The 22,286-nt window shown below is 70.4% G+C and carries 16 protein-coding genes; 13 read left to right on the top strand and 3 right to left on the bottom strand.

Annotation, left to right across the window (positions count from 1 at the left end; all coding sequences use genetic code 11):
- Positions 1-29 precede the first annotated feature (29 nt).
- From flgF to BM393_RS04170, 10 genes are all read left to right on the top strand, one after another.
- The gene (flgF, locus tag BM393_RS04215) at positions 30-758 is read left to right on the top strand and encodes a flagellar basal-body rod protein FlgF (RefSeq protein ID WP_091722504.1); all 729 of its coding nucleotides are present in this window, start codon (positions 30-32) and stop codon (positions 756-758) included.
- 51 nt (positions 759-809) lie between these two features.
- Entirely contained in the window at positions 810-1,592 is a 783-nt protein-coding gene (gene flgG, locus BM393_RS04210; RefSeq protein WP_091722501.1) for a flagellar basal-body rod protein FlgG, read from the top strand.
- A gap of 94 nt (positions 1,593-1,686) precedes the next feature.
- Positions 1,687-2,382, top strand: coding sequence for a flagellar basal body L-ring protein FlgH (locus tag BM393_RS04205; RefSeq protein WP_091722496.1), 696 nt, complete (start codon positions 1,687-1,689; stop codon positions 2,380-2,382).
- Between the two features lie 46 nt (positions 2,383-2,428).
- The gene (locus BM393_RS04200; RefSeq protein ID WP_091722491.1) at positions 2,429-3,577 is read left to right on the top strand and encodes a flagellar basal body P-ring protein FlgI; all 1,149 of its coding nucleotides are present in this window, start codon (positions 2,429-2,431) and stop codon (positions 3,575-3,577) included.
- A gap of 1 nt (position 3,578) precedes the next feature.
- Positions 3,579-4,478, top strand: a complete 900-nt coding sequence (gene flgJ / locus BM393_RS04195; RefSeq protein WP_091722488.1) for a flagellar assembly peptidoglycan hydrolase FlgJ — start codon at positions 3,579-3,581, stop codon at positions 4,476-4,478.
- Positions 4,479-4,516: 38 nt separating this feature from the next.
- A complete protein-coding gene (gene flgK, locus BM393_RS04190) occupies positions 4,517-6,493 on the top strand; it encodes a flagellar hook-associated protein FlgK (RefSeq protein ID WP_091722484.1) in 1,977 nt (658 codons plus the stop codon).
- A gap of 35 nt (positions 6,494-6,528) precedes the next feature.
- Positions 6,529-7,776, top strand: a complete 1,248-nt coding sequence (gene flgL, locus BM393_RS04185; protein ID WP_091722479.1) for a flagellar hook-associated protein FlgL — start codon at positions 6,529-6,531, stop codon at positions 7,774-7,776.
- Positions 7,777-7,789: 13 nt separating this feature from the next.
- Complete coding sequence (locus tag BM393_RS04180) at positions 7,790-8,935, top strand: EAL and HDOD domain-containing protein (protein WP_091722475.1); 1,146 nt, start codon at positions 7,790-7,792, stop codon at positions 8,933-8,935.
- A 37-nt stretch (positions 8,936-8,972) separates the two neighbouring features.
- Entirely contained in the window at positions 8,973-11,498 is a 2,526-nt protein-coding gene (locus BM393_RS04175; RefSeq protein ID WP_091722470.1) for a sensor histidine kinase, read from the top strand.
- Positions 11,499-11,596: 98 nt separating this feature from the next.
- Entirely contained in the window at positions 11,597-12,214 is a 618-nt protein-coding gene (locus tag BM393_RS04170; protein WP_254783200.1) for a response regulator, read from the top strand.
- A gap of 49 nt (positions 12,215-12,263) precedes the next feature.
- On the opposite strand, the gene BM393_RS04165 is transcribed toward BM393_RS04170, so the two are convergent.
- Positions 12,264-13,928: an ATP-binding protein gene (locus BM393_RS04165; protein ID WP_141225217.1), complete on the bottom strand. Its 1,665-nt coding sequence runs from the start codon at positions 13,926-13,928 to the stop codon at positions 12,264-12,266.
- A gap of 246 nt (positions 13,929-14,174) precedes the next feature.
- On the opposite strand from BM393_RS04165, the gene BM393_RS04160 reads away from it, so the two are divergent.
- Genes BM393_RS04160 through BM393_RS26055 form a run of 3 tightly spaced genes read left to right on the top strand, consistent with a single transcriptional unit; the run spans position 14,175 to position 18,823 of the window.
- Complete coding sequence (locus BM393_RS04160; RefSeq protein WP_254783199.1) at positions 14,175-14,558, top strand: Hpt domain-containing protein; 384 nt, start codon at positions 14,175-14,177, stop codon at positions 14,556-14,558.
- Entirely contained in the window at positions 14,555-16,762 is a 2,208-nt protein-coding gene (locus tag BM393_RS04155; RefSeq protein ID WP_091722460.1) for a bifunctional diguanylate cyclase/phosphodiesterase, read from the top strand. The genes BM393_RS04160 and BM393_RS04155 overlap by 4 nt, the downstream gene beginning before the upstream one ends.
- Positions 16,763-16,819: 57 nt before the next feature.
- Complete coding sequence (locus BM393_RS26055) at positions 16,820-18,823, top strand: diguanylate cyclase (RefSeq protein ID WP_254783198.1); 2,004 nt, start codon at positions 16,820-16,822, stop codon at positions 18,821-18,823.
- A gap of 21 nt (positions 18,824-18,844) precedes the next feature.
- On the opposite strand, the gene BM393_RS04145 is transcribed toward BM393_RS26055, so the two are convergent.
- Together BM393_RS04145 and BM393_RS25085 are read right to left on the bottom strand one after the other, a co-directional pair.
- A complete protein-coding gene (locus tag BM393_RS04145; protein WP_091722456.1) occupies positions 18,845-19,360 on the bottom strand; it encodes a DUF1697 domain-containing protein in 516 nt (171 codons plus the stop codon).
- Between the two features lie 121 nt (positions 19,361-19,481).
- Positions 19,482-22,046 (bottom strand): Ig-like domain-containing protein, encoded by a 2,565-nt coding sequence (locus BM393_RS25085; RefSeq protein ID WP_217648383.1) that lies wholly within the window; start codon positions 22,044-22,046, stop codon positions 19,482-19,484.
- Positions 22,047-22,286 lie beyond the last annotated feature (240 nt).

Here is a 22,286-nt window from a genome sequence, read left to right as displayed (position 1 = left end):
ACCCCACCGCCGATCGCTGAGGAGTTCCGATGGACCGCATGATCTACCTGTCGATGAGCGGCGCCCAGGCGGCGATGTCGCGCCAGGACGTGCTCTCCAACAACCTCGCCAACGCCAACAGCAACGGCTTCCGGGCCGAGCTGCAGGCGTTCCGCGCGGTGCCCATCCGCGGCGACGGCGCCTCCACCCGCGCCTTCGCGCTGGAGACCACCACCGGCCACGACCTGAGCGCCGGCCCGATCACCACGACCGACCGCAACCTGGACGTCGCGATGAAGGGCCGCTCCTGGATGGCGGTGCAGGCGCTGGACGGCACCGAGGCCTACACCCGCGCCGGCTCGATGGACGTGGACCAGGACGGCGTGCTGCGCCTGCGCAACGGCCTGCAGGTGCTGGGCGACGGCGGCCCGATCACCGTCCCGCCCAACTCGACGATCTCCATCGGCGACGACGGCACCGTGGTGGCCAAGTCCGACGGCCAGCGGCCGGTCAACATCGGCCGCATCAAGCTGGTCACCGAGGACGGGCGCTTCACCCGCCGCGACGACGGCCTGTTCATCGCCGACGGCGGCGACCCGCTGCCCGCCGATCCCAATGCCCGGCTGCAGTCGGGCGCGCTCGAGGGCTCCAACGTGAGCCCGGTCGAGACCATGGTCGGCATGATCGCCGCCGCCCGCCAGTTCGAGCAGCAAATGAAGATGCTCTCGATCGCCCAGACCCACGGCCAGGCAGCGTCCAAGCTGCTGTCCGACAGCTGACCCGTTCGCTGAACGGATCCGCCCGCACCGCACAGGAATCAGGAGTCCCCGATGCTTCGTTCGCTCTGGACCGCCAAGACCGGCATGGAAGCCCAGCAGACCCAGCTGGACGTCATTTCCCACAACCTGGCCAACGTCTCGACCAATGGCTACAAGAAGTCGCACGCCGTCTTCGAGGACCTGATGTACCAGACGCTGCGCCAGCCCGGCGCCAACAACACCGAGCAGACCACGCTGCCCACCGGCATGCAGGTCGGCCTGGGCGCCCGCGCGGTGGCGACCTCGCGCAGCCACTCGCAGGGCAGCCTGACGCAGACGTCCAACTCGCTGGACGTGGCGGTCAAGGGCAACGGCTTCTTCCAGGTGCAGATGCCCGACGGCACCACCGCCTACACCCGGGACGGCAGCTTCCAGCTCGATCCCAACGGCCAGATCGTCACCAACAACGGCAACACGGTGCTGCCCGGCATCATCGTGCCGGCCGACGCCAAGTCGATCTCGATCGGCGCCGACGGCACGGTCAGCGTCACCACCGCGGCCAGCGCCACGCCGACGACGCTGGGCCAGCTGCAGCTGGCCAACTTCATCAACCCGCCGGGGCTGGAATCGCTGGGCGGCAACCTGTACGCCGAGAGCGTCGCCTCGGGCACGCCGCAGACCGGCGCCCCCGGCCAGAACAGCCTGGGCACGGTGCAGCAGGGTTTCGTCGAAACCTCGAACGTGAACGTGGTCGAGGAACTGGTGCAGATGATCCAGACCCAGCGCGCCTACGAGATGAATTCCAAGGCGATCCAGACCACCGACCAGATGCTCCAGAAGCTGTCGCAGATCTGACCGGTCGCCGGGCCCTTCTTCGGCGGACCGGGCGGTGAGCGCCCGGGCGACGATGCGAAGGTCCGCCTTCCCGTGCGCGATTCAAGGAGTTGTCATGCCTTCGTTCCTGTCCTCGATCCGATTGAGCCTGGTGGCCGCCGCGGCGCTCGCCCTCACCGCCTGCTCCACGATGTACCCGCAGCCGCGCGTGGACATGCAGCCCGCGCCGGTGGTGAAGATGCCCGAGCCGATCCCGGCCTCGGCCAACAACGGCGCGATCTACCAGAACGCCAACTACCGCCCGCTGTTCGAGGATCACCGCGCCCGCCTGGTCGGCGACATCGTCACCGTGCAGATCGTCGAGCGCGTCAGCGCCACGCAGAAGTCGAGCAGCGAACTGGACAAGAACGGCGCCATCGGCGCCAGCGTCAGCGCCATCCCCGGCATCGCGGCCAACTCCTTCGGCGGCGGCCGGGCCGAGCTGACCGGCTCCTCGTCCAACAAGAGCACCGGCAAGGGCACGAACGAGAACACCAACGACTTCTCCGGCACCATCACCGCCGTCGTCACCGGGGTGCTGCCCAATGGGCACCTGCTGATCTCGGGCGAAAAGCAGGTCGGGGTCAACAGCAACGTGGACGTGCTGCGCTTCTACGGCCAGGTCGACCCGCAGTCGATCCGCCAGGGCAACACGGTCGCCTCGACCGCGATCGCCAATGTCCGGGTCGAGCAGCGCGGCCGCGGCGCCGTGGCCGACGCGCATGGAATTGGCTGGCTATCCCGCTTCTTCTTGAACCTTTCGCCCATTTAAGTTTCCCCACAATCGGTCACACGAGTCTGGCTACCGTGTGACCGAGATGTACCCCACCACCGCCTTCCCCCGCTTCCTGTCCCGCTCCCCCCGCCTGCTGGCCTCCGGCCTGCTCGCGCTGATGGCGCTGCTCGCGATCGCGACGCCCGCCGAGGCGACGCGCATCAAGGAGGTCGCCGCGGTCCAGGGCGTGCGCTCCAACCCGCTGACCGGCTACGGCCTGGTGGTGGGCCTGGACGGCACCGGCGACCAGACCACCCAGGCCCCCTTCACCGGCCAGAGCATGACGGCGATGCTGCAGCAGTTCGGCGTGCTGCTGCCGCCCGGCGTGACCATGCAGCCGCGCAACGTCGCGGCGGTGATGATCACCACCCAGCTCCCCCCGTTCGCGCAGCCCGGCCAGCCGCTGGACGTCGTCGTGTCGTCCATGGGCAATGCCAAGAGCCTGCGCGGCGGCACGCTGATCGCCACGCCGCTGCGCGGCGCCGACGGCCAGGTCTACGCGATCGCCCAGGGCAACCTGATCGTGGGCGGCGCCGGCGCCTCGGCGGGCGGCTCCAAGGTCCAGATCAACCACCTGAGCGCCGGCCGCATCCCCGGCGGCGCGCTGGTCGAGCGCAGCGTGCCCACGCCGCTGCAGCAGAACGAATGGCTGCAGCTGGACCTGAACAGCTCCGACTTCGGCACCGCGCGCGCCGTCGCCAAGGCCATCAACAAGGCCAAGGGCGAAGGCACGGCGATGGCGCTGGACGGCCGCGTCGTCAAGGTGCGCGCGCCGCTGACGCCGGACGCCCGCGTCGCCTTCCTGGCCGACATGGAGAACCTGAGCTTCGACCAGGAGACCCCGGCCGCGCGCATCGTGATCAACGCCCGCACCGGCTCGGTCGTCATGAACCAGGCGGTCACGCTGCAGCCCTGCGCGGTCGCGCACGGCAACCTGGCGGTGACCATCTCCAGCACGCCGCAGGTCAGCCAGCCCAATGCGCTCTCGGGCGGCCAGACCACGGTCACGCAAAAGACCGACATCTCCATCAAGCAGGACCCCGGCTCGCTGATCCAGCTGCCCGCGGGCGCGCGGCTGAACGACGTCGTCAAGGCGCTGAACACGCTGGGCGCCACGCCGCAGGACCTGCTGGCGATCCTCCAGGCGATGAAGACGGCCGGCGCGCTGAACGCCGAGCTGGAGGTGATCTGACATGGCGCTCTCCACCCCGCTGAGCAACGCCCTGGGCATGGGCGCGAACTTCGCCACCAACGGGCTGTCCTCGGACACCCGCTCCGTCGAGCAGCTCAAGTCCACCGCGTCGCGCGACCCCAAGGCCGCGGTCAAGGAGACCGCGCGCCAGTTCGAGGCCCTCTTCATGCAAGAGGTCATGAAGAGCATGCGCCAGGCCACGATGAGCAGCGGCATGATGGACAACTCGGCGACCCAGATGGGCGGCGAGATGCTGGACCAGCAGTACGCCGCCAAGATGACCGGCCTGCCCGGCGGTCTGTCGCAGGCGATCGAGCGCCACCTGCAGCGCCAGCTCGGCGTCAAGGACGGCGAGCTGCCCACGGCCAAGGGCGCGACCAAGGTCCAGCAGCTGCCGCAGCTGGCGGTCAAGAACGTGCAGCCGCATGTGCAGGACTTCATCCTCAAGCACGACGGCGCCGCCAAGGCCGCGCAGGCGTCCACCGGCATCCCGGCGAGCTTCATGATCGCGCAGGCGGCGCACGAGTCCGGCTGGGGCAAGCGCGAGATCCTGAACAAGGACGGCTCGAGCAGCTTCAACGTCTTCGGCATCAAGGCCGGCGCCAACTGGACCGGCAAGGTCGCCGAGGTGCAGACCACCGAGTACGTCGACGGCAAGCCGATGAAGGTGACGGCCAAGTTCCGCGCCTACGGCAGCTATGAAGAGGCCTTCAAGGACTATGCCCGCCTGATCGGCAACAACGACCGCTACCGCGATGTCGTGGCCAAGGCCAACACCGGCAGCGCCGAGGGTTTCGCCAAGGGCCTGCAGAAGGCCGGCTACGCCACCGACCCCGACTACGCGACCAAGCTGGCGCGCACCATCAACACCACGATGCGCGTGCAGCGCGCGCTGGCCTGATCGCGCGCCGCTGAGGACCAAGGAACGAGGAGCCCGAGATGAGTACCTCCCCGCTGCTGTCGCTGGGCATGCGCGCGATGTTCGCCAACCAGGCGGCGTTGCAGACCATCGGCCAGAACATCGCCAACGCGAACACCGCCGGCTACTCGCGCCAGGAAGTGGTGCTGACCACGCCCGAGGGCCAGTTCACCGGCGCGGGCTACTTCGGCAAGGGCGTGAACGTGCAGACGGTCACCCGTTCGCACAACGAGTTCCTGACCCGCGAAGCCGCGGCCGCCAAGTCGCAGGCCTTCGCCGACACGACCATGCAGGCGCAGCTCGGGCAGCTGGAGAAGCTCTTCCCCACCGGCGCGGACGGCCTGGGGCAGTCGGCCAATGATTTCCTGAACGCGCTGGTCGACGTGGCCAGCCGCCCGTCCGACCCCTCGGCCCGCCAGGTCGTGCTGGGCAAGGCGCAGGCGCTGGCCTCCCGTTTCCAGAGCGCCGGCCAGCAGCTGGCCGACCTGCAGGCCGGCGTCGTCAGCGACATGAACGCCGACGTCAAGCAGGTCAACGAGCTGGCCAAGCAGATCGCCGCGGCCAACGACCAGATCGCGCGCGCCTCCGGCAACAGCCACACGCCCAACGACCTGCTGGACAAGCGCGACCAGCTCATTTCGCAGCTCAGCCAGTACGTGCAGGTCAGCACCGTGCCCAATGCCCGCGACGGCACGATGGGCGTGTTCATCGGTGGCGGCCAGGTGCTGGTGCTGGGCGGCCAGGCGCAGCAGCTCTCGGTCACGCCCGACCCCTACGACGGCGCGCGCGCGCAGCTGTCCATCAGCGACACCAGCGGCACCCGCGCGCTGGACGACAGCACGCTGACCGGCGGCTCGCTGACGGCGCTGCTGCGTTACCAGAACACCCACCTGCAGGACGCCCGCAACCTGCTGGGCCAGATGGCGACCGCGGTCGCCACCCGCGTCAACGAGCAGCAGAGCCTGGGCCTGGACCTGAAGGCGCAGGCCGGCGGACCGCTGTTCACCATCGCCGATCCGGCGGTGCGGCCGGCGTCGACCAACCGCGGCGACGCCACCGTCAGCGCCACCGTCACCGACGGCGCGCTGGTGCCGGCGCTCTCGTTCACCGTCACGCCGGACCCGACCGGCACGCCCGACAGCTACCAGATCGCGGTGCGCCCCGGCGGCCAGCCCACGATCATGAGCAACGACCAGATCAAGGCGGCCTACGGCATCAGCCTGTCGACCAGCGGCACGATGCAGCCGGGCGACAGCTTCCTGCTGGAGCCGGTGGCCAACGCGGCGGCCAGCTTCAAGCGCGCGCTCGACGATCCGTCGGGCCTGGCCGCGGCCTCGCCGATCATCGCCACCACCGACGTCAACAACAAGGGCACCGCCACCGTCGACGCGCTCTACGCGGTCAACGACAAGTTCGACAAGAGCAAGCAGCCGGCGACCGTCCAGTTCGGCAGCGTCAACGCCGACAACAGCATCAACTACACGATCACGCTGTCGGACAACACCTCGGTCAGCGGCACCTGGAAGGCCGGCGGCAAGATCGGCAACGATCCGGCGGCGGGCGTCGACCTGGGCTTCGAGCTGAGCCTGAACGGCGTGCCGCGCGAGGGCGACAAGATCGCGCTGCAGGTTTCCGACCAGGTGGTCTCGACCAACAACGGCAACGCCAAGGCCTTCGTCGCGATGCAGAGCGAGCCCTTCCTGGGCAAGCAGCTGCAGGCCGACGGCAAGCTCTCGCGCGGCCAGACCGTCAACGAGGCCTATGCGTCGGCGATCGCCGACATCGGGTCGCGGGTGCAGGGCGCGGACTACCTGGCGCAGGTCTCCACCACGGTGGCCTCCGCGGCGGAGCAGACCCGTTCCAGCCAGGCCGGCGTCAACCTCGACGAGGAAGCCGCCAAGCTGATGCAGTTCCAGCAGGGCTACCAGGCCGCCGCCAAGATGCTGCAGGCCGCGCAGAGCCTGTTCGACCAATTGCTGAGCGTCGTCGGCCGCTGACGCGGCGCACGACCCGTTTCCAGAAGGACGCCGCCATGCGACTCGCCACCAACAACATGTTCGACGCCAGCATCGCGACGCTGCAGCGCCGCCAGCAGGAGATGCAGGAGGCGCAGCAGCGCCTGACCAGCGGCAAGCGCGTCGAGAAGGCCAGCGACGACCCCACCGGCGCGGCGCGGGCCGAGCGCGCGCGCACCTCGATCGGGCAGGTCGACGCCAGCCAGCGCGCGCTGGAGGCCAGCCGCAACAGCATGACGCTGGCCGAGAGCGCGCTGGGCGACGCCAACGAGCTGATGCAGCAGATCCGCGAGACGCTGGTCGCCGCCGGCAACGCCAGCTACAGCGACCCCGAGCGCAAGGGCCTGGCGACCAAGATCCAGGGCCTGCGCGACCAGCTGCTGGCCATCGCCAACCGCACCGACGGCGCGGGCGGCTACCTGTTCTCGGGCCAGGGCACCTCCGGCGTGCCCTTCCTGGACAACCCGGTCCAGCGCGATGCCAACGGCGCGCGCATCGGCGGCGGCGTCGGCTTCGAGGGCATCTCGGGCAGCGTCACCACCGGCAACCTCGAGAACTATCCGCTGAGCGTGGACGGCCGCGCCGCCTGGGAGCAGGCGCGCAGCGGCAACGGCAGCTTCGAGACCGGCCCCGCGCCCAACGTGCTGACCGGCAAGGCGTCCACCGGCTACATCGATTCGGGCCGCGTCACCGACCCGGCGCTGGTCACCGGCGACAGCTACAGCATCGTCATCAGCGGCACCGCGCCCTCGCAGACCTACACCGTCTTCAACGAGAGCCAGGGCCACGTGCCGGTGGCCAGCGACAACTACAGCGGCGGCAACACCATCAAGTTCGACGGCATGGCGATGACGGTCGCCGGCACGCCGTCCGACGGCGACAGCTTCAGCGTCAAGCCGTCGACGGCCGACCTCAAGCTCTTCGAGGTGCTGGACCGCACCATCGAGTCGCTCAAGACCACCGGCCGCACCGCGCCCGAGATCACGCAGAGCAACCTGATGAACCTGCGCGACGTGGATGCGGTCATGGGCAACCTGGCCAACGTGCGCAGCCAGGTCGGCGAGCAGATGAACAACCTGGACGGTTCCGAGTCGCGGCTGCAGACGCTCAAGGTTTACAACCAGGCTGAGCAATCTGCCGCAGAGGACCTGGACATGACCCAGGGCATTTCCGACTTCCAGAACCAGCAGACGGGCTACGATGCGGCGCTGAAAACCTACTCGATGGTGCAGCGCATGTCGCTGTTCCAGTACATCAACTCCTGATGCGCCGATCTGCATGAACTCGACACACGCCGTGCTGGGCCAAGTGGCCCTGGGCTACGCGCCCCTGGTTTCCAAGTCCTTCGACATCGAAGCCACACGCGTCACCGTGTTCGCGCTTCGCCCTGAAGCCACGCCCGACGCGTCGGCCCTGCTGGCGGCGCTGGCCGAGGCCTTCCCGGCCAGGCCGGTGCTGCTCAACGTGGCGCACGAGGGGCTGCTCAAGGGCCTGCTGGCCGCGGCCCTGCCCGGCAACATGAAGGTCGAGGTGCCGGCCTTCCTGCTGTCCGATGCCGACCTGGCCGCGCAGGCCCAGGTGCGGGGCGCGCTGCTCAAGGGTCGCTCGGACGCGGCCGGCTTCAAGCAGCTGGTGCTGGACCTGCAGGAGCTGGGCGGCGGTCCGCTGCCGGCCGGCAAGTCGGTGCTGGTCTCGGGCGCGCGCAGCGCGGCCGATTTCAAGCAGGCGCTGGACGGCGGCGCCGCCGGCGTGCTGGGCTGGACCGTGCATGGCGAATTCGAGGCCCCGGCCGTCCCGGCCACCCGCAACGACGGCCAGGCCGACCTGCAGGTGATCGTGGAGCTGATGTCGCGGGTCGACCAGGGCGAGGACGTCGAGCGCCTGGAGCAGACGCTCAAGCGCGATCCCAGCCTGGCCTTCAAGCTGCTGCGTTACATGAATTCGGCGGCCTTCGGCCTGTCGGTCGAGGTGTCCTCCTTCCGCCACGCGATCATGCTGCTGGGTTATGCGCGGCTGCGCCGCTGGCTGGCGCTGCTGCTGGCCACGGCCAGCAAGGACCACGCGATGCGCCCGGTGATGTTCGGCGCGCTGCGCCGCGGCCTGGTGATGGAGGAGCTGGCCAAGAGCATGACCGACTCCGAAGTGCGGGACGAGATGTTCATCTGCGGCCTGTTCTCGCTGCTGGACCACATGCTGAAGCAGCCGTTCGAGAAGCTGCTGCAGTCCATCCCGGTGCCGGAGCGGGTGCGCCAGGCGCTGGTCGACAAGACCGGGCCATATCACGGCTACCTGCAGCTGGTGCAGGCGATCGAGAACGAGTCGGTGCTGGACGTGCGCGACGCGCTCGACACGCTGATGCTGGGTCCCGACGAAGTCAACCACGCCGTGCTGCGCGCGCTGCACAAGGCGGCGCAGCTCGAGTGATGACAGCTGCGGGGTGAGGGTCTTCTAAACTCGCCCCGTGTCGCCCCAACTCCCCCTCGCCTCCCCCGACCTCGACGCCCTGCGCGCGCTGCTCACGGCGCGCGGGCAGGACGTGCCCGGCCTGCTCGCCGGGCTCTGGGACGGCCCCTGGCCCGCCTTCGTGCTCGACGCCAAGGGCCAGGTGCTGCTCACCAACGCGCAGCTGCAGGGCCTGATGGGCGAGGTCTCGCTGCAGGGCCAGCGCCTGCTGCCCAGCGGCATGGCGCAGGAGCTGCGCCTGGTCGACGACCAGGGCCGCGAGCACCTGCTGCAGGCCTGGGTGCATCCGCTCGAGGGCGACCTGGGCCTGGCGCTGCTCCAGGATCACAGCACCGAACTGGCCGCGCGCGAACGCGCCGAGCGCATGCAGTCGGAGATCGACCAGTGGCTGGACCTGTGCCCGCTGCCGGCACTGATGCATGACGACCAGGGCCTGCTGCTGCGCTTCAACGCCGCGTTCACCGCACTGTGCCGGCGCCTGAGCCCGCAGATGCCGATCAGCCTGCACGAGTTGCCCCCCGAGTGGCGCGACTTGCTGCATGCCAAAGCGCCCGAGTCGGGCCAGGAATCCCATCGCAACGCCCTGCTGGCGCCGCCCGGCGACCGCCGGCGCTGGATCCGCGTGCGCGCGCGGCGCTTGAGCGGCCCATGGTCGCGCCCGCGCACGCTGGTGATGCTGGAGGACCGCAGCGCCGAACAGGACCTGGAACTCGCGCAGCAACAGCTGCAGACGCTGATGGACACGGCCGGCGTCGGCCTGGCGACCTTCCAGCCGGAAGCCGGCTGGTCGCGGCCGGGCACCGGCGCGCCGCCGCCGCCATCCTCGCCCGGCGAGGACACCCCGAAACAGGCCCCCTCGCTGCAGGGCGTCAACCGCGAGATGGTCGAGCCCGACTCGCGCGCCGAGTACGAGAAGCTGCAGCTCGCGCTCAAGCAGGCCACGCCGACGGTGGCGCGCTACGCGGTGCGGCACCCTGAGCACGGGCTGCGCTGGCTGATGACCCGCGTGGAGATCGGCCAGCTGGCTTCCGGCCAGAAAACGACCTCGGTGCTGACCGTCGACATCACCGACCACCAGCAGGCGCAGGAACGCAACGAGCTGCTGCAGCACTCCCTCCAGCTGCAGACCGAGCGCGAACGCGCGGTGCTGGACTCGGTGCTGGTGGGCATCGTGACGGTGGGCCGGCACGGGATCGAGTGGATGAACCGCTCGGCGCGGCGCATGTTCGGCGGTGACCTGCCGGAGTTCGCCGGCCAGCCGATCAGCAGCGTCGCGACCGAAGCGCCCGACCATCCTTTCCGCCAGACGCATTACCTGGACGACCTGCCCGAGGGCCAGGCCGAGACCTTCGAATGCCGCGTCGTCGCGCGCGACGGCCGCGAGTTCTGGGTGGTCGGCAACGCGGTGGCGACGATGGGGCCGGACGGCTCGCGGCAGCTGACCTATGCGCTGCTGGACATCGAGCGCCGCCGCCAGGCCGAGGCGCAGAGCCTGCAGGCGCAGGCCTCGCTGCACCGGATCATCGAGGCCGCGCCGATCGCCATCAGCCTGCACGACGCCCGCACGCTGCAGGTGCGCCAGATCAACCAGGCGGCCGCGGCGCTGGCCGGCCGGCCCGAGGAGGAACTGCTGGGCGCGAGCCTGGAGGCGCTCTTCGGCGGCGGCGACGAGGCCGAGACGATCCGCGCCGACATGGAGTTCGCGCTGCAGAGCAGCGAGGTGCTGCAGCGTGAATACCGGCTGACGGTGCGCGGGCAGGCGCGGATCTGGGATGCGCGGCTGCTGCACCTGGCGGGCGTCAACGATGCCAGCGGCGAGCTCGAGCCGGAGCAGCTGCTGCTGGTCGCCAGCGACGTGACGCAGCAGCGCGCGCAGGAGGCGGCCCGGCTGGAGGCGGCGATCGCGCAGCGCGAGCTGCTGGTGCGCGAGGTCCACCACCGCATCAAGAACAACCTCCAGGGCGTGGCCGGGCTGCTGCAGCAGATCGCGGCGCGGCGCCCGGAGGTCAAGGCGGTGATCAACGAGGCGGTCGGCCAGGTCCAGGCGATCGCGCAGGTCTACGGGCTGCAGGTCGGCATGTCGGGTCCGCTGCGCCTGCGCAAGGTGGTCGAGGCGGTGATGGGCTCGGTGCAGCGGATGTCGGGCCGGGAGATCCTGGTCGAGGTCGACGGCGCGATGGCCGAGCAGTCGCACCGCTGGGGCCTGCCCGAGGCCGAGGCCATCCCGATCGCGCTGACGCTCAACGAGCTGTTCACCAACGCGGTCAAGCATGGCGGCGACGCGCCGGTGCGCTGCGAGCTGCGCTTCGATCCGGAACAGGTGGTGCTGCGCATCGTCAACACCGGGCGGCTGCCGCCGGGCTTCGACCTGGCGCAGGTGCGGGGCGGCGTCTCGGGCCTGGGCCTGGTGCGCGCGCTGCTGCCGCGCCGCAGCGCGCTGCTGGGCCTGACACAGGACGGCGAGCAGGTGGTGTGCGAGCTCAGTCTGTGGCCGCCGGGGGTGCAGTTGCTCGAGGCCTTGTGACGACTCGCAACCGGGCCAGCCCGCCGCGCGGGGCATGCGCGGCATTTCGGTGACAATCCCCGGTCACCCCTCGGGGATGCCTTGGATTCGGGAGCAGCGTGGACAGCGTGAGCAAGGACGTGGGCGCGAGCGGCAAGGGCCGCATCCTGGTCGTGGACGACGACCGGCTGGTGCTCGCCACCCTGACGCATGGCCTGGCCCAGGCCGGTTATGAGGTCCTGGACGCCGACAACGGCGACGACGCCATCCTCATCGCCAGACAGCACCGCCCCGACCTCGCCCTGCTCGACATCCGCATGGAAGGCATGACCGGCTTCGACGTGGCCGGCTACCTGCGCGACTACCTGCAGCTGCCCTTCATGTTCCTCTCGGCCTTCGCCGACGAGGCCACCGTCGCCAAGGTCAAGGAACTGGGCGCGCTGGCCTATCTGGTCAAGCCGCTGGACATCCACCAGATCGTCCCCGCCGTGGAGGCCGCCTTCGCCAACCGGCCCGCCCGCGCCGACGCGGCGCCGCCCGCACCGGCACTGGAGCCGGCCTCGGCGTTGGCGGTGGTCGAGGCAATGGCGCTGGGCGTGCTGATGCACCGCTATTCGTTGACCCGCGCGCAGGCGCTGGCGCGACTGGAGCGCATGGCCGCCGAGCAGCGCATCGAGCTCGGCGAACAGGCGCGCCGCGTCGTCGAGGCGGTCGAGCAGCTCGCGCTCGGCAGTTGATGGCCTTCGGACCGCCACGCGGCCCGCGGCGCAAGCGCGCGGACCGGTCTCAGCTCGGCAAGGTGAAGTAGAAGCGGGCGCCCTGCCCGACCTCGGATTCGGCCCAGATGTCGCCGCCGTGCCGGCGCACGATGCGTCGCGCCGAAGCCAGGCCCACGCCGGTGCCCTGGAAGTCGCTCGCGCTGTGCAGGCGCTGGAAGACGCCGAACAGGCGGTCCGCGAAACGCATGTCGAAGCCGGCGCCGTTGTCGCTGACGGCGAAGACGCGCTCGCCCTGGCGCTGCTCGGCCTCGAAGCGGATCACCGCATGCTCGCGCTTGCCGCTGTACTTCCAGGCGTTGCCCAGCAGGTTCTCCAGCACCATGCGCAACAGCGTCGGATCGCCCTGCACCCGCAGGCCGGGCTGCACCTCGACCTCGACCTCGCGCCCCGGCGACGCGCGGCGCAGTTCGTCCACCACCTGCCCGGCCAGCAGCGACAGGTCCACCGTCTCATGCCGCAGCGCCTGCGAGGACAGGTGGGACAGGGCCAGCAGCGAGTCGATCATGCTGTGCATGCGTGCCGAGGCGCCCAGCACGCGATCGAGGTGGTCGTTGCCGGCGCGGTCCAGCAACCGGCCGTAGTCTTCCTTGAGGATGCGGGTGAAGCCCTCGACCACGCGCAGCGGCGCGCGCAGGTCGTGCGACACGGTGTAGCTGAACGAGGCCTGGTCCGCGCGCGCCTGCTCCGCGGCCTGCATCGCCAGCGCCGCGGGCACCGTCTCCGCCGCGCCCTGCGGCCACAGGCTGAGCAGCGTGCCGCCGCCATGCGGCAGCGCCGTCAGGCACAGCCACCAGGCGCCGCAGGCGCTGCCCGACTGGAGGTCCGGCTGCGCCAGCGCCTGGCGCAGTTCCTCGGGCAGCCGTTCCTCGCAGGCGCGCCAGAGCTGGCCCCGCGCCTCCGAGCCGCCCATCATCTGCAGGGCCGCGTCGTTGACATCGATCAGGCGGGTCGAGGCGCCATCGTCGCCGCTGAGCAGCCAGGCGGGACCGGGCAAGGCCTGGAGCCAGTCGGTGGCGCCCGGAGCGGGCGCGGTGGCCGCGGCGGTGTCGGTGTCGACAGCCGGCGGCGCCTCGTCCAGCGCCCGGGCCGCGCCCAGGAAGCCGGCGAAGCGGCCGGCAGCATCGGTCGTCGCCTGCGCGCGGAGTTCCCAGCGCCGTCCCTGGGCGTCGACGACGCGCAGCCCTTCAAAGGAGTAACCCGGCTCGACCCGGGCGCGCACGTCCTGCGGCACGCCGTCCGCGCCATCCGCGCCGGCCAGCGGCTCGAAGCGCTCCCACAGCCGCTGCGTCACCGCGCCGTTCACCGCCGTGCCGGCCCAGCTCGACGCCGGCGCGCCGGTCGACGCCTGCCAGCGCACCAGGTGATGCTGCGCGTCGGTCTGCCAGAGCCAGTCGGGCTGCAGCTGCGTCAGCGCCTGGGCCTGCTGGCGGCTCTCGCGCAGCAGCTCGCCGAACTGGGCGCGCGCCAAGCGCACCGCGAGGTGCCAGGTCAGCGCGGCGACGAAGATCATCAGCGCCGCGCCCGCCATCACGGCGGTCAGCACCAGGCCGGGTCCCGACGGCTCGAGGTTCAACGCCAGCAGCAGGAGCAGGGCCACGACCGCCAGCCCCAAGGCCAGCGCGGCACCCTTCCATGGCCGACGACGAGCGGCGGCGTCCCCCAACCTGTTCATGCGGGCCATTGTATGTAGGCCTCACCAGCCACTCACCGAGGATTCACCAGCGCACCATCCCGGCGCGGAGGCGCCGGCGCCACACCGGACCCGGGACTTACCCCGAGCGACAGCCCCAAGAACACCAGAATTGACGGCTTTTTCCCACGACTCCATCCTCCTGGTGAACGACAATGGCCCGCAACTCCGCGTGGAACGTCCATGCGGCGCCATGATCAGAAGATGTCACCGGACCACGCCACGACCATGCCCTCCCGGACTCAGCCCGAACCCGCCGTGCTGGACGACCAGGCCCTCGCCCGTCTGCGCGAGTTGGACCCGGAGGGCGTGAACCATCTGCTGGAGCGTGTCGTGGCCGCCTTCCTGAAATCGCTGGACCAGCAGGAACAGGTGCTCGCGCAGGGCCGCGACGCGCCGCGCGACCTCAACGGCCTGCGCCACGTGGCGCACACGCTGAAATCCGCCGCGGCCAGCCTGGGCGCCGCGGTGCTGTCCCAGCGCTGCGCCGAGATCGAAGGCCTGGCCCGTGCCGGGCACGAGGACGGCCTGGCCGACCTGATCGGCATCGCCCTGGACGACATCGCCGCCGCCCGGCTGGCGATGCAGCAACTGGTGCAAGCCCAGCGATGAGCCGCGTCGTGAAGGAAGGCGAACTGATCGAACGGCCACGCGTCCTGCTGGTCGACGACGACCCGGTCAACCTGATGCTGATCGAGGCCGCGCTGCAGGAGCACGGCTTCGAGGTCACCGCGCTGACCGGCGGCCAGCAGGCGCTGCAGCTGGTCACCCAGTGGACGCCCGAGCTCATCGTGCTGGACGCGCTGATGCCCGACCTGGACGGCTTCGAGACCTGCGAGCGCCTGCGCGCCCTGCCCGGCTTCGAGAACGCCCCCATCCTGATGCTGACCGGCCTGGACGACGAGGCCTCGATCAACCGCGCCTACCAGGCCGGCGCGACCGACTTCTTCGTCAAGTCCACGCAGTGGCGGCTGCTGGCCGGCCGGCTGCGCTACATGCTGCGCAGCTCGCGCACCCGCCAGGAACTGGAGCGCAGCAAGTCCAAGCTGGCGCGCGCGCAGGACCTGGCCCGCATGGGCAGCTTCGAGTGGCAGACCGGCCACGGCTTCAAGCTGGCCAACGAGGCGCTGCGCGTCTTCGGCCGCGGGCCGGCCGATCCGCTGGACTTCATCGGCGTGATGCGCATGGTGCCGCGCGAGGAGCGGCTGCTGTTCATGCGGCTGCTGCGCGACGTCGTGGCCCACAACTCGGTGCTGGTGACCGACCTGCCCTTCACGCTGCTGGACGGCCGCAAGCGCGTCATCCACATCGAGGCCGAGCCCGAGTTCAACGAGCACGGCAACGCCTGCGGCTACACCGGCGTCATCCAGGACGTGACCGACCGCCGCATGGCGGAGGACCGCATCCGCGAGCTGGCCAACTTCGACGCGCTCACCGGCCTGCCCAACCGCCGCCAGCTGATGTGGCGCGCCGAGCGCGCCATCGAGGCCGGCCGACGCATGGGCCATGAGGTCGGCCTGCTGCTGATCGACCTGGACCGCTTCAAGGTCATCAACGACACGCTGGGCCACGCCGCCGGCGACGACCTGCTGATGGAAGTCGGCCGCCGCCTGCGCTCCTGCGTGCGCCACAGCGACCAGGTCATGGAAGGCATGCTGGAGTCGGTCGGCACCCGCTCGCACCGCACGCTGGAGGCGGTCGGCCGCCTGGGCGGCGACGAGTTCGTGGCGCTGCTGCCCGAGGTCGGCGACGAAGGCGATGCCGAGCGCGTCGCCGACCGGGTGCTGGACGCGCTGCGCGAGCCGATCTTCATCGCCGGCCAGGAGTGCTTCGTGACCGCGTCGGTCGGCATCGCGCTCTACCCCCGCGACGGCCTGACCATGGCCGACCTGCTGCGCAACGCCGACGTGGCCATGTACGCGGTCAAGAACCAGGGCCGCAATGCGTCGGCGCTGTATTCGCCGATGCTGGCGGGCCGCGGGCGCGAGAAGCTGGAGCTCGAATCCGCGCTGCACAAGGCGATCGAGCGCGACGAGCTGGTGCTGCATTACCAGCCCAAGATCGACGTGCGCACCGCCCGCATGGTCGGCGCCGAGGCGCTGATGCGCTGGCGCCGCGGCAACCAGCTGGTGCCGCCCGGCGAGTTCATCCCGCTGGCCGAGGAAACCGGCCTGATCGTGCCGCTGTCCGAATGGGCGCTGCGCGAGGCCGCGCGCCAGGCCAAGGTCTGGCAGCTGAATTTCGGCTTCAGCGAATCGATCGCGGTGAACCTGCCCAACCGGCTGTTCGAGCGCTCGGACCTGGTCGAGCACATCCATCAGTTCGTCAGCCAGTGGGGCGTGCCGCACCGCGCGATCCAGCTCGAGATCACCGAGACCGGCCTGATGAAGGACCTGCAGAGCGTCATCCCGTCGCTGCACCGGCTCAACGAGGTCGGCGTCGAGATCTCGATCGACGACTTCGGCACCGGCTACTCCTCGCTGGCCTACCTGACGACGCTGCCGATCTCGGAAGTGAAGATCGACCGCAGCTTCGTGCGCGACCTGGGCATCACGCCGCAGAGTTCCGCCGTGGTGACCGCGATCATCGCGCTGGCGCGCTCGCTGGGCCTGCAGGTGATCGCCGAGGGCGTCGAGACGCTGCGCCAGATGGAAGTGCTGCGCCGGCTCGATTGCAGCCTGATGCAGGGTTTCCTGTTCAGCAAGCCGCTGCCGCCCGACGAGCTCGAGCGCTGGCTGGCCCAGACGGTGCTGCCGCGCAAGGCGCCCTGGATCCTGCCGACCACCGAGGTCGGCGACGAAAGCCCGATGCGCTGATCCGGTCGCGTGCCGCGAGCCGCCAGCGCCCTCCCCCGTTTCACCGAGCCCCGACCGATGCCGCAGCAGCCCCCCGCTCTCCTGGCAAAAGCGGCCCTGCGCCGGCTGGCGCTGGACAAGCTGGAGCCGACCCCCGAGAACTACGCCCGTGCCTACGCGCAGGAGGCCGGCGAGCCGGTGCGCGGGGGCGCGTCGACGCAGATGCCCGAACGCGCGCAGGCCTCGATGGCGCGGCTGCTGGGCCTGGCAGTGCCCGATCCGCAGCAGCGCCAGGGTTTCGCGACGCAGCTCAAGGAAGGCCGCTGGGACGAACTGCAGCGCGCGCTGGAGGCGCTGCAGCAGACGCACGGCCCCGGCGCGCAGGCGGAGCAGCTGGCGCAGCTCATCGAGCGGCTGATGCGCGGCCTGGAACGCGGCGGGCGGCAGTGGACGCTCGCGCGCAAGAAGGACGGCGTGCTGCGCGTGCTGCAGAGCAATCGCAGCGACCCGCAGCGGCTGACGCTGCGGCTGCGGCAGCTGGTGGCGAGCTGGGATTCGGATGTCAGCGACGCGCGTGTCGAGACGCAGCCCGCGCCGCTGGATGAGTTGCCGTCGACCGTCGGCCTGGGGGCCGCGAGCGGTGGCGCGGCGTCGACCAGCGAGGACGGCGAGGACGCGCTCGACGACGACAGCGCAGGCACGCCGACGCAGTTCTTCACCGACGAGGAAAGCGCGCAACCGCCCGCGGACCCGCATACGGCCGACGACGGCCGGCCCGCGTCGGCCGAGGGCGGCCGCTACGGCTCGCTGGACACGCTGATGGGCTCGACGGGCGCATCGAGCGCGACGGGCACGACGGGCCCGGCGTCCGCCGGCACCGGCCCGGGCCTGCAGTCGTGGCCCGAGGTCGGCACCCACCTGAACGGCACCGTGCGGCATGCCCTCGCCGCGGACGACGTGCGCGCGCAGGAACTGATCGATGCGCTGGGCGTGGCCCATGCCGAGTTGGTCCGCGACGGCGCGACGCCCGAGCGCGCCGCGCAGATGGACGCGCTGTGCATCCGCGCGCGGCGCTGGCTGGACCATCGCAACCACGCCTTCAACGAGCTGGGCAAGCTCTGCGGTGAGTTGACAGGCAGCCTGGCCGACCTGGCCGAGGACGACTCCTGGGCGCAGGGCCAGTGCGAGGCGATGGGCCAGACGCTGGCGCAGGGCTTGACGGCGCGCAGCGTGCGCTCGGTCAGCGAGCTGCTGCACAGCACCCGCGAGCGCCAGCACAGCCTGCGCGAGGAACGCAGCCGCGCCCGCGACGCGCTCAAGGGCCTGATCAACCGGATGCTGCAGGAGCTGGGCGAGCTCGGCCAGCACACCGACCGCTTCAGCGACAGCGTCGGCAAGTACGCCACCGTGATCGAGCAGGCCGACTCGCTGGAAAGCCTGGCCGGCGTGGTGCGCGAGATGGTCGAGGAGAGCCGCAGCGTGCAGTCGCTGGTGCAGACCACGCAGGGCCGGCTGCGCGAGGAGCACGACCGCGCGGCCCAGCTGGCGGAGCGCGTCGAGCAGCTCGAGGGCGAGCTGCGCAAGCTCTCCAGCGAGGTCCAGACCGACCAGCTGACGCAGATCGCCAACCGGCGCGGCCTGATCGCGACCTTCGAGACCGAACGCGCCAAGCTCGAGCGCGATCCCAAGCCGCTGGCGCTGGCGCTGCTGGACATCGACAACTTCAAGAAGCTCAACGACAACCTGGGCCACGCGGCCGGCGACGAGGCGCTGAAGTCGCTGGCGGCGCGGGTGTCGGGGCTGCTGCGGCCCGGCGACAAGGTCGGGCGCTGGGGCGGCGAGGAGTTCGTGCTGATCCTGCCGGAGGCGCCGCTCGAGGAAGCGCAGGCGGTGCTGCTGCGGCTGCAGCGCTCGCTGTCGGCCAGCCTGTTCATGCACGAGGGGCGCGATGTGTTCGTCACCTTCTCGGCCGGCGTGACGCTGTTCCGGGCGGGCGAGACGATGGAGCAGGCGCTGGACCGCGCCGACGAGGCGCTCTACGAGGCCAAGCGCACCGGGAAGAACCGGGCCTGCGTGGCCTGAGCGGCGCCGCCCGATCTGTCCTCAGGCCTTGATGCACTTGCGCACCGTGTCGACGGTGCGGGTCGTGATCTGCTTGCCGAAGGTCTTCTCCAGCATGGTCATGAACAGCGGGCCCTTGTCGTTGGGCAGGTAGTGGCTGTAGACCTCGACGCCCTCCAGCTTGCAGATCGCGGCGCCCTCGCCTTCGAGCGGCAGCGAGACGGGCAACTCGTGCGGGCGCTTCAGGAAGGTGATCAGCTGCTTGGCCGCGGACGGCGGCTGGAACGGTGCATGGTGGTCGGCGTCGACGATCCGGCGCAGGTGCTCGACCGGGCGGACCGTCGTGCCGAAGGTCTTGCCCAGTGTGTCCGTCATCGCCTGCTCGGCACGGCGCTCGAGCTCGTCGACCGGCGCGCCGTCGTGGTCGAACACCACGTTGCCGCTGGAGATCACCGTCTTCACGCGCGTGAAGCCGGCGGCCTCGAAGGCGCGGATCAGGTCCGGCATCTTCGCGTTCATCGGGCTGACTCCGCGGAGGAAGGCAACGTATCGGGGCATGAGGGACTCCACGAGGACGGGGGACGCGGCCAACCGGACCGAGGGAACGGACCGGAACGGAACGAGCGCCGGAGTCTAGAGGACGCCGGCGCTCGCCGCGGGGGTCATGCCCGTCCCGGGCTCAGAGGACGTGCAGCCCGTCGCCGGTGCGGATGAAGATGCGATCTGCGGCGGGAAGGTTCCACAGGTCGACCATGTACCGCTCGCCACCGTTGGCCGTGATGGCCAGCTCGACGCCCAGCCACCCGTCGCCCCGGTTCCACTTGCTCACGGCGTCCCCGATCTTCTCGCCGGCGCCCAGCGTCAGGATCTGGCTCAGGTCGAGGACATCGTGCTGCTCGCTCGAGAAGTTGGTGACGGTGAGCAGCCGGATGTTGGCGCCGATCTCGACCAGGAAATCGTCCTGGCGATCGGTGCCGCTCAGCAGCGCTCCCTCACCCGATCGCAGCGCCGGCTGACGCGCGTCGGCGTCCTCCTTCGTGGTCACGAAAGCGCGCAGCGGCGTCGACAGCGCGCTCTCGTTGCCGGCCAGGTCCGTCTGACGGGCGCGGAAGATGAAGTGATCGCTGGACGGCGGCGTCACGGTGGGATGGATGCCGCCGACGGCCGTGCCGGTGTATTGCTGGCCATTGAAGCTCGCCAACCAGGTCGCGCCGTTCTCCAGACCGCCGATGACCACCGTGCCGTCGGCGGTGATGAAGTCGGAGGTGCTGGCGCCGCTATCGTTCTTTAACCACAGCGTCGGCGCCTGGACGACGCGGTCGAGCTCGAAGTGCACGCGGGTGAGCTCGCCGCGGTTGCCGGCGGCGTCGACCTGCGCGATGTCGACCCAGTTGTAGCCGTCGCCGCCATAGGCCGAGTTCTCGATCCGCATCGAATCGTCGCCATCGAACCATTGATCGCCCCGGGTCGCGATGCGGTACTGCCAGCGGTTGCCCGCGGTGAGCCCGGTGACCTGGATCGTCGCGTCCTGCGTGATGCCGTCGGTGGCGCTGGCGCCGGTGTCATTGATCAGCGTCGCGCCGAGCTTGGCCGGCGGCGTGCGATCGAGCTTGAAGTTGACGCGCTGCAGCGTCCCGTTGCCGGCGCCGTCGTACACGCGGAACTCCACCCAGCGGGCCCCGTCCGGGAGGTCGGCGGGCATCGCCACGATGTTGCCGGCCGCGCCGCCACCGGAGCCCCAGTGGCCGGTGTCGAAGGTGTAGCTGAAGGTCTTGCCCGGGGCCAGGACCAGCTCGAGCCGCCCGTCGTTGGTCAGCCAGTCGGTACTGCTCACGCCGCTGTCGTTGACGAGGCGGACCTCGGTCGGACCGTCGGCTTTCGTGTCGAGGACGAACTGCAGCGTCTCGATCTGGCTGACGTTGCCGGCCGTGTCGAGCTGACGCACATGGACGATCTTGGCGCCGTCGTGGTCGCCGAAGAATCCCGGCTCGACGCGGCCATCTCTTCCTTCGAACCAGGACAGGCCGTCCATGCTGTACTGCCACTTCGCGTTGGGGTCCAGATTGCCCACCAGCACGGTGGCGTCGCGGGTGACCCCGTCATGCAGGGAGATGCCGGCCGGATCCGCGAAGACGGTCGCGCCGGTGTCCTCGCTGAGCCGCAGCGTCGGCGCGGCCGCCGAGGTCAGCAGCTTGAATTCGAGCGCTTGCACCTCGCTGTGATTGCCGGCGGCATCGGTCTGGCGCACCAGCACCTTCCAGTCGCCGTCGTGCGTGAACGCCGATGCGGGGATCGCGCCGTCCTTGCCGTCCCGCCAGGTCTGCCCGTTGTCCAAGGAATAGCGCCAGCTGGCGTCGGGCTCAAGGCCGGAAACCAGCACGGTCGCATCGCGGGTCACCCGGTCGAACCCGCTGGTGCCGGTGTCGTTCATCAGGGCCAGGACCGGCGCGGCAGGCGGCTTGGTGTCCGGCTCGGGCTTCGGGTCCGGCTTCGGATCAGGCTCGGGTTCGGGCTTCGGGTCCGGCTTCGGATCGGGCTCGGGTTCGGGCTTCGGATCCGGCTTCGGATCGGGCTCGGGTTCGGGCTTCGGATCCGGCTTCGGATCGGGCTCGGGTTCAGGCTTCGGGTCCGGCTTCGGATCAGGCTCGGGCTCGGGCTTTGGATCCGGCTTCGGATCAGGCTGAGGCTCGGGTTTCGGGTCCGGCTTCGGGTCTGGCTGAGGCTCAGGCTTCGGATCCGGCTTCGGATCTGGTTGAGGCTCAGGCTTCGGATCCGGCTTCGGGTCTGGCTGAGGCTCAGGCTTCGGGTCCGGCTTCGGGTCTGGCTGAGGCTCAGGCTTCGGATCCGGCTTCGGATCGGGTTGAGGCTCGGGCTTCGGATCCGGTTTTTCTTCCGGCTTCGGCTGCTCCGGCTTTGGCGGATCAATGGTGATCGGCGTCGTCGCGCTGGACCCGCCGCCCGACCCACCCGCCGCTGCCGCGCCGGCAACGCCCAGCAGGCCCAGGCCCGCCGCGAGCATCGCACTGGAGCGGCTGCTTCGCAGCGGGTCGTTCTCGTCGGCGGGAGTGCCGGTGTCGGCGGTGGCAGGCGCATCGACTGGCGCTGCAAGCTCTGCGCTCGGGGCCGGGGTCGCGTCGGCGGGCGCTGCACCAGTCTCGGCAGTCTCTGTCGGCGGTGCGGAAGACTCCGCGGTGGCTTCGGCCTCTTCGTCGTCCCGACGGCGGCCTGGCGCGGCGCGGGTCACCGGGTCGGGGGTGGGAGCCGCCCGTTCCAGCGGTCGGACGGCAGGCGTGGGAACAAAGTGATGAGACATGACGTGAATTGGCTGACCATCGGAATGAGGAGGCGGTCAGTCTCCCGAACCCGCGGATCCAGTTCGATGGTCGAGAAAGGCCAATTCCCGCGGAGCCTCCTGCTCCAACAGAGGGTGCTCACACATCAATCAGCAGCGAGGCGGTGGCTATCGAATGCATCACGAGGTTCT

The organism is Mitsuaria sp. PDC51, assembly GCF_900113225.1.
Taxonomy (GTDB): domain Bacteria; phylum Pseudomonadota; class Gammaproteobacteria; order Burkholderiales; family Burkholderiaceae_C; genus Roseateles.
Note: the sequence above shows the minus strand (reverse complement) of the source record. Positions and strands in the feature narration are given on the sequence as shown.

Coding starts and splice junctions, on each gene's coding strand:
- flgF (WP_091722504.1), top strand. CDS start 30: ATGGACCGCATGATCTACCTGTCGATGAGCGGCGCCCAGGCGGCGATG.
- flgG (WP_091722501.1), top strand. CDS start 810: ATGCTTCGTTCGCTCTGGACCGCCAAGACCGGCATGGAAGCCCAGCAG.
- BM393_RS04205 (WP_091722496.1), top strand. CDS start 1,687: ATGCCTTCGTTCCTGTCCTCGATCCGATTGAGCCTGGTGGCCGCCGCG.
- BM393_RS04200 (WP_091722491.1), top strand. CDS start 2,429: ATGTACCCCACCACCGCCTTCCCCCGCTTCCTGTCCCGCTCCCCCCGC.
- flgJ (WP_091722488.1), top strand. CDS start 3,579: ATGGCGCTCTCCACCCCGCTGAGCAACGCCCTGGGCATGGGCGCGAAC.
- flgK (WP_091722484.1), top strand. CDS start 4,517: ATGAGTACCTCCCCGCTGCTGTCGCTGGGCATGCGCGCGATGTTCGCC.
- flgL (WP_091722479.1), top strand. CDS start 6,529: ATGCGACTCGCCACCAACAACATGTTCGACGCCAGCATCGCGACGCTG.
- BM393_RS04180 (WP_091722475.1), top strand. CDS start 7,790: ATGAACTCGACACACGCCGTGCTGGGCCAAGTGGCCCTGGGCTACGCG.
- BM393_RS04165 (WP_141225217.1), bottom strand. CDS start 13,928: ATGAACAGGTTGGGGGACGCCGCCGCTCGTCGTCGGCCATGGAAGGGT.
- BM393_RS04160 (WP_254783199.1), top strand. CDS start 14,175: ATGCCCTCCCGGACTCAGCCCGAACCCGCCGTGCTGGACGACCAGGCC.
- BM393_RS04155 (WP_091722460.1), top strand. CDS start 14,555: ATGAGCCGCGTCGTGAAGGAAGGCGAACTGATCGAACGGCCACGCGTC.
- BM393_RS26055 (WP_254783198.1), top strand. CDS start 16,820: ATGCCGCAGCAGCCCCCCGCTCTCCTGGCAAAAGCGGCCCTGCGCCGG.
- BM393_RS04145 (WP_091722456.1), bottom strand. CDS start 19,360: ATGCCCCGATACGTTGCCTTCCTCCGCGGAGTCAGCCCGATGAACGCG.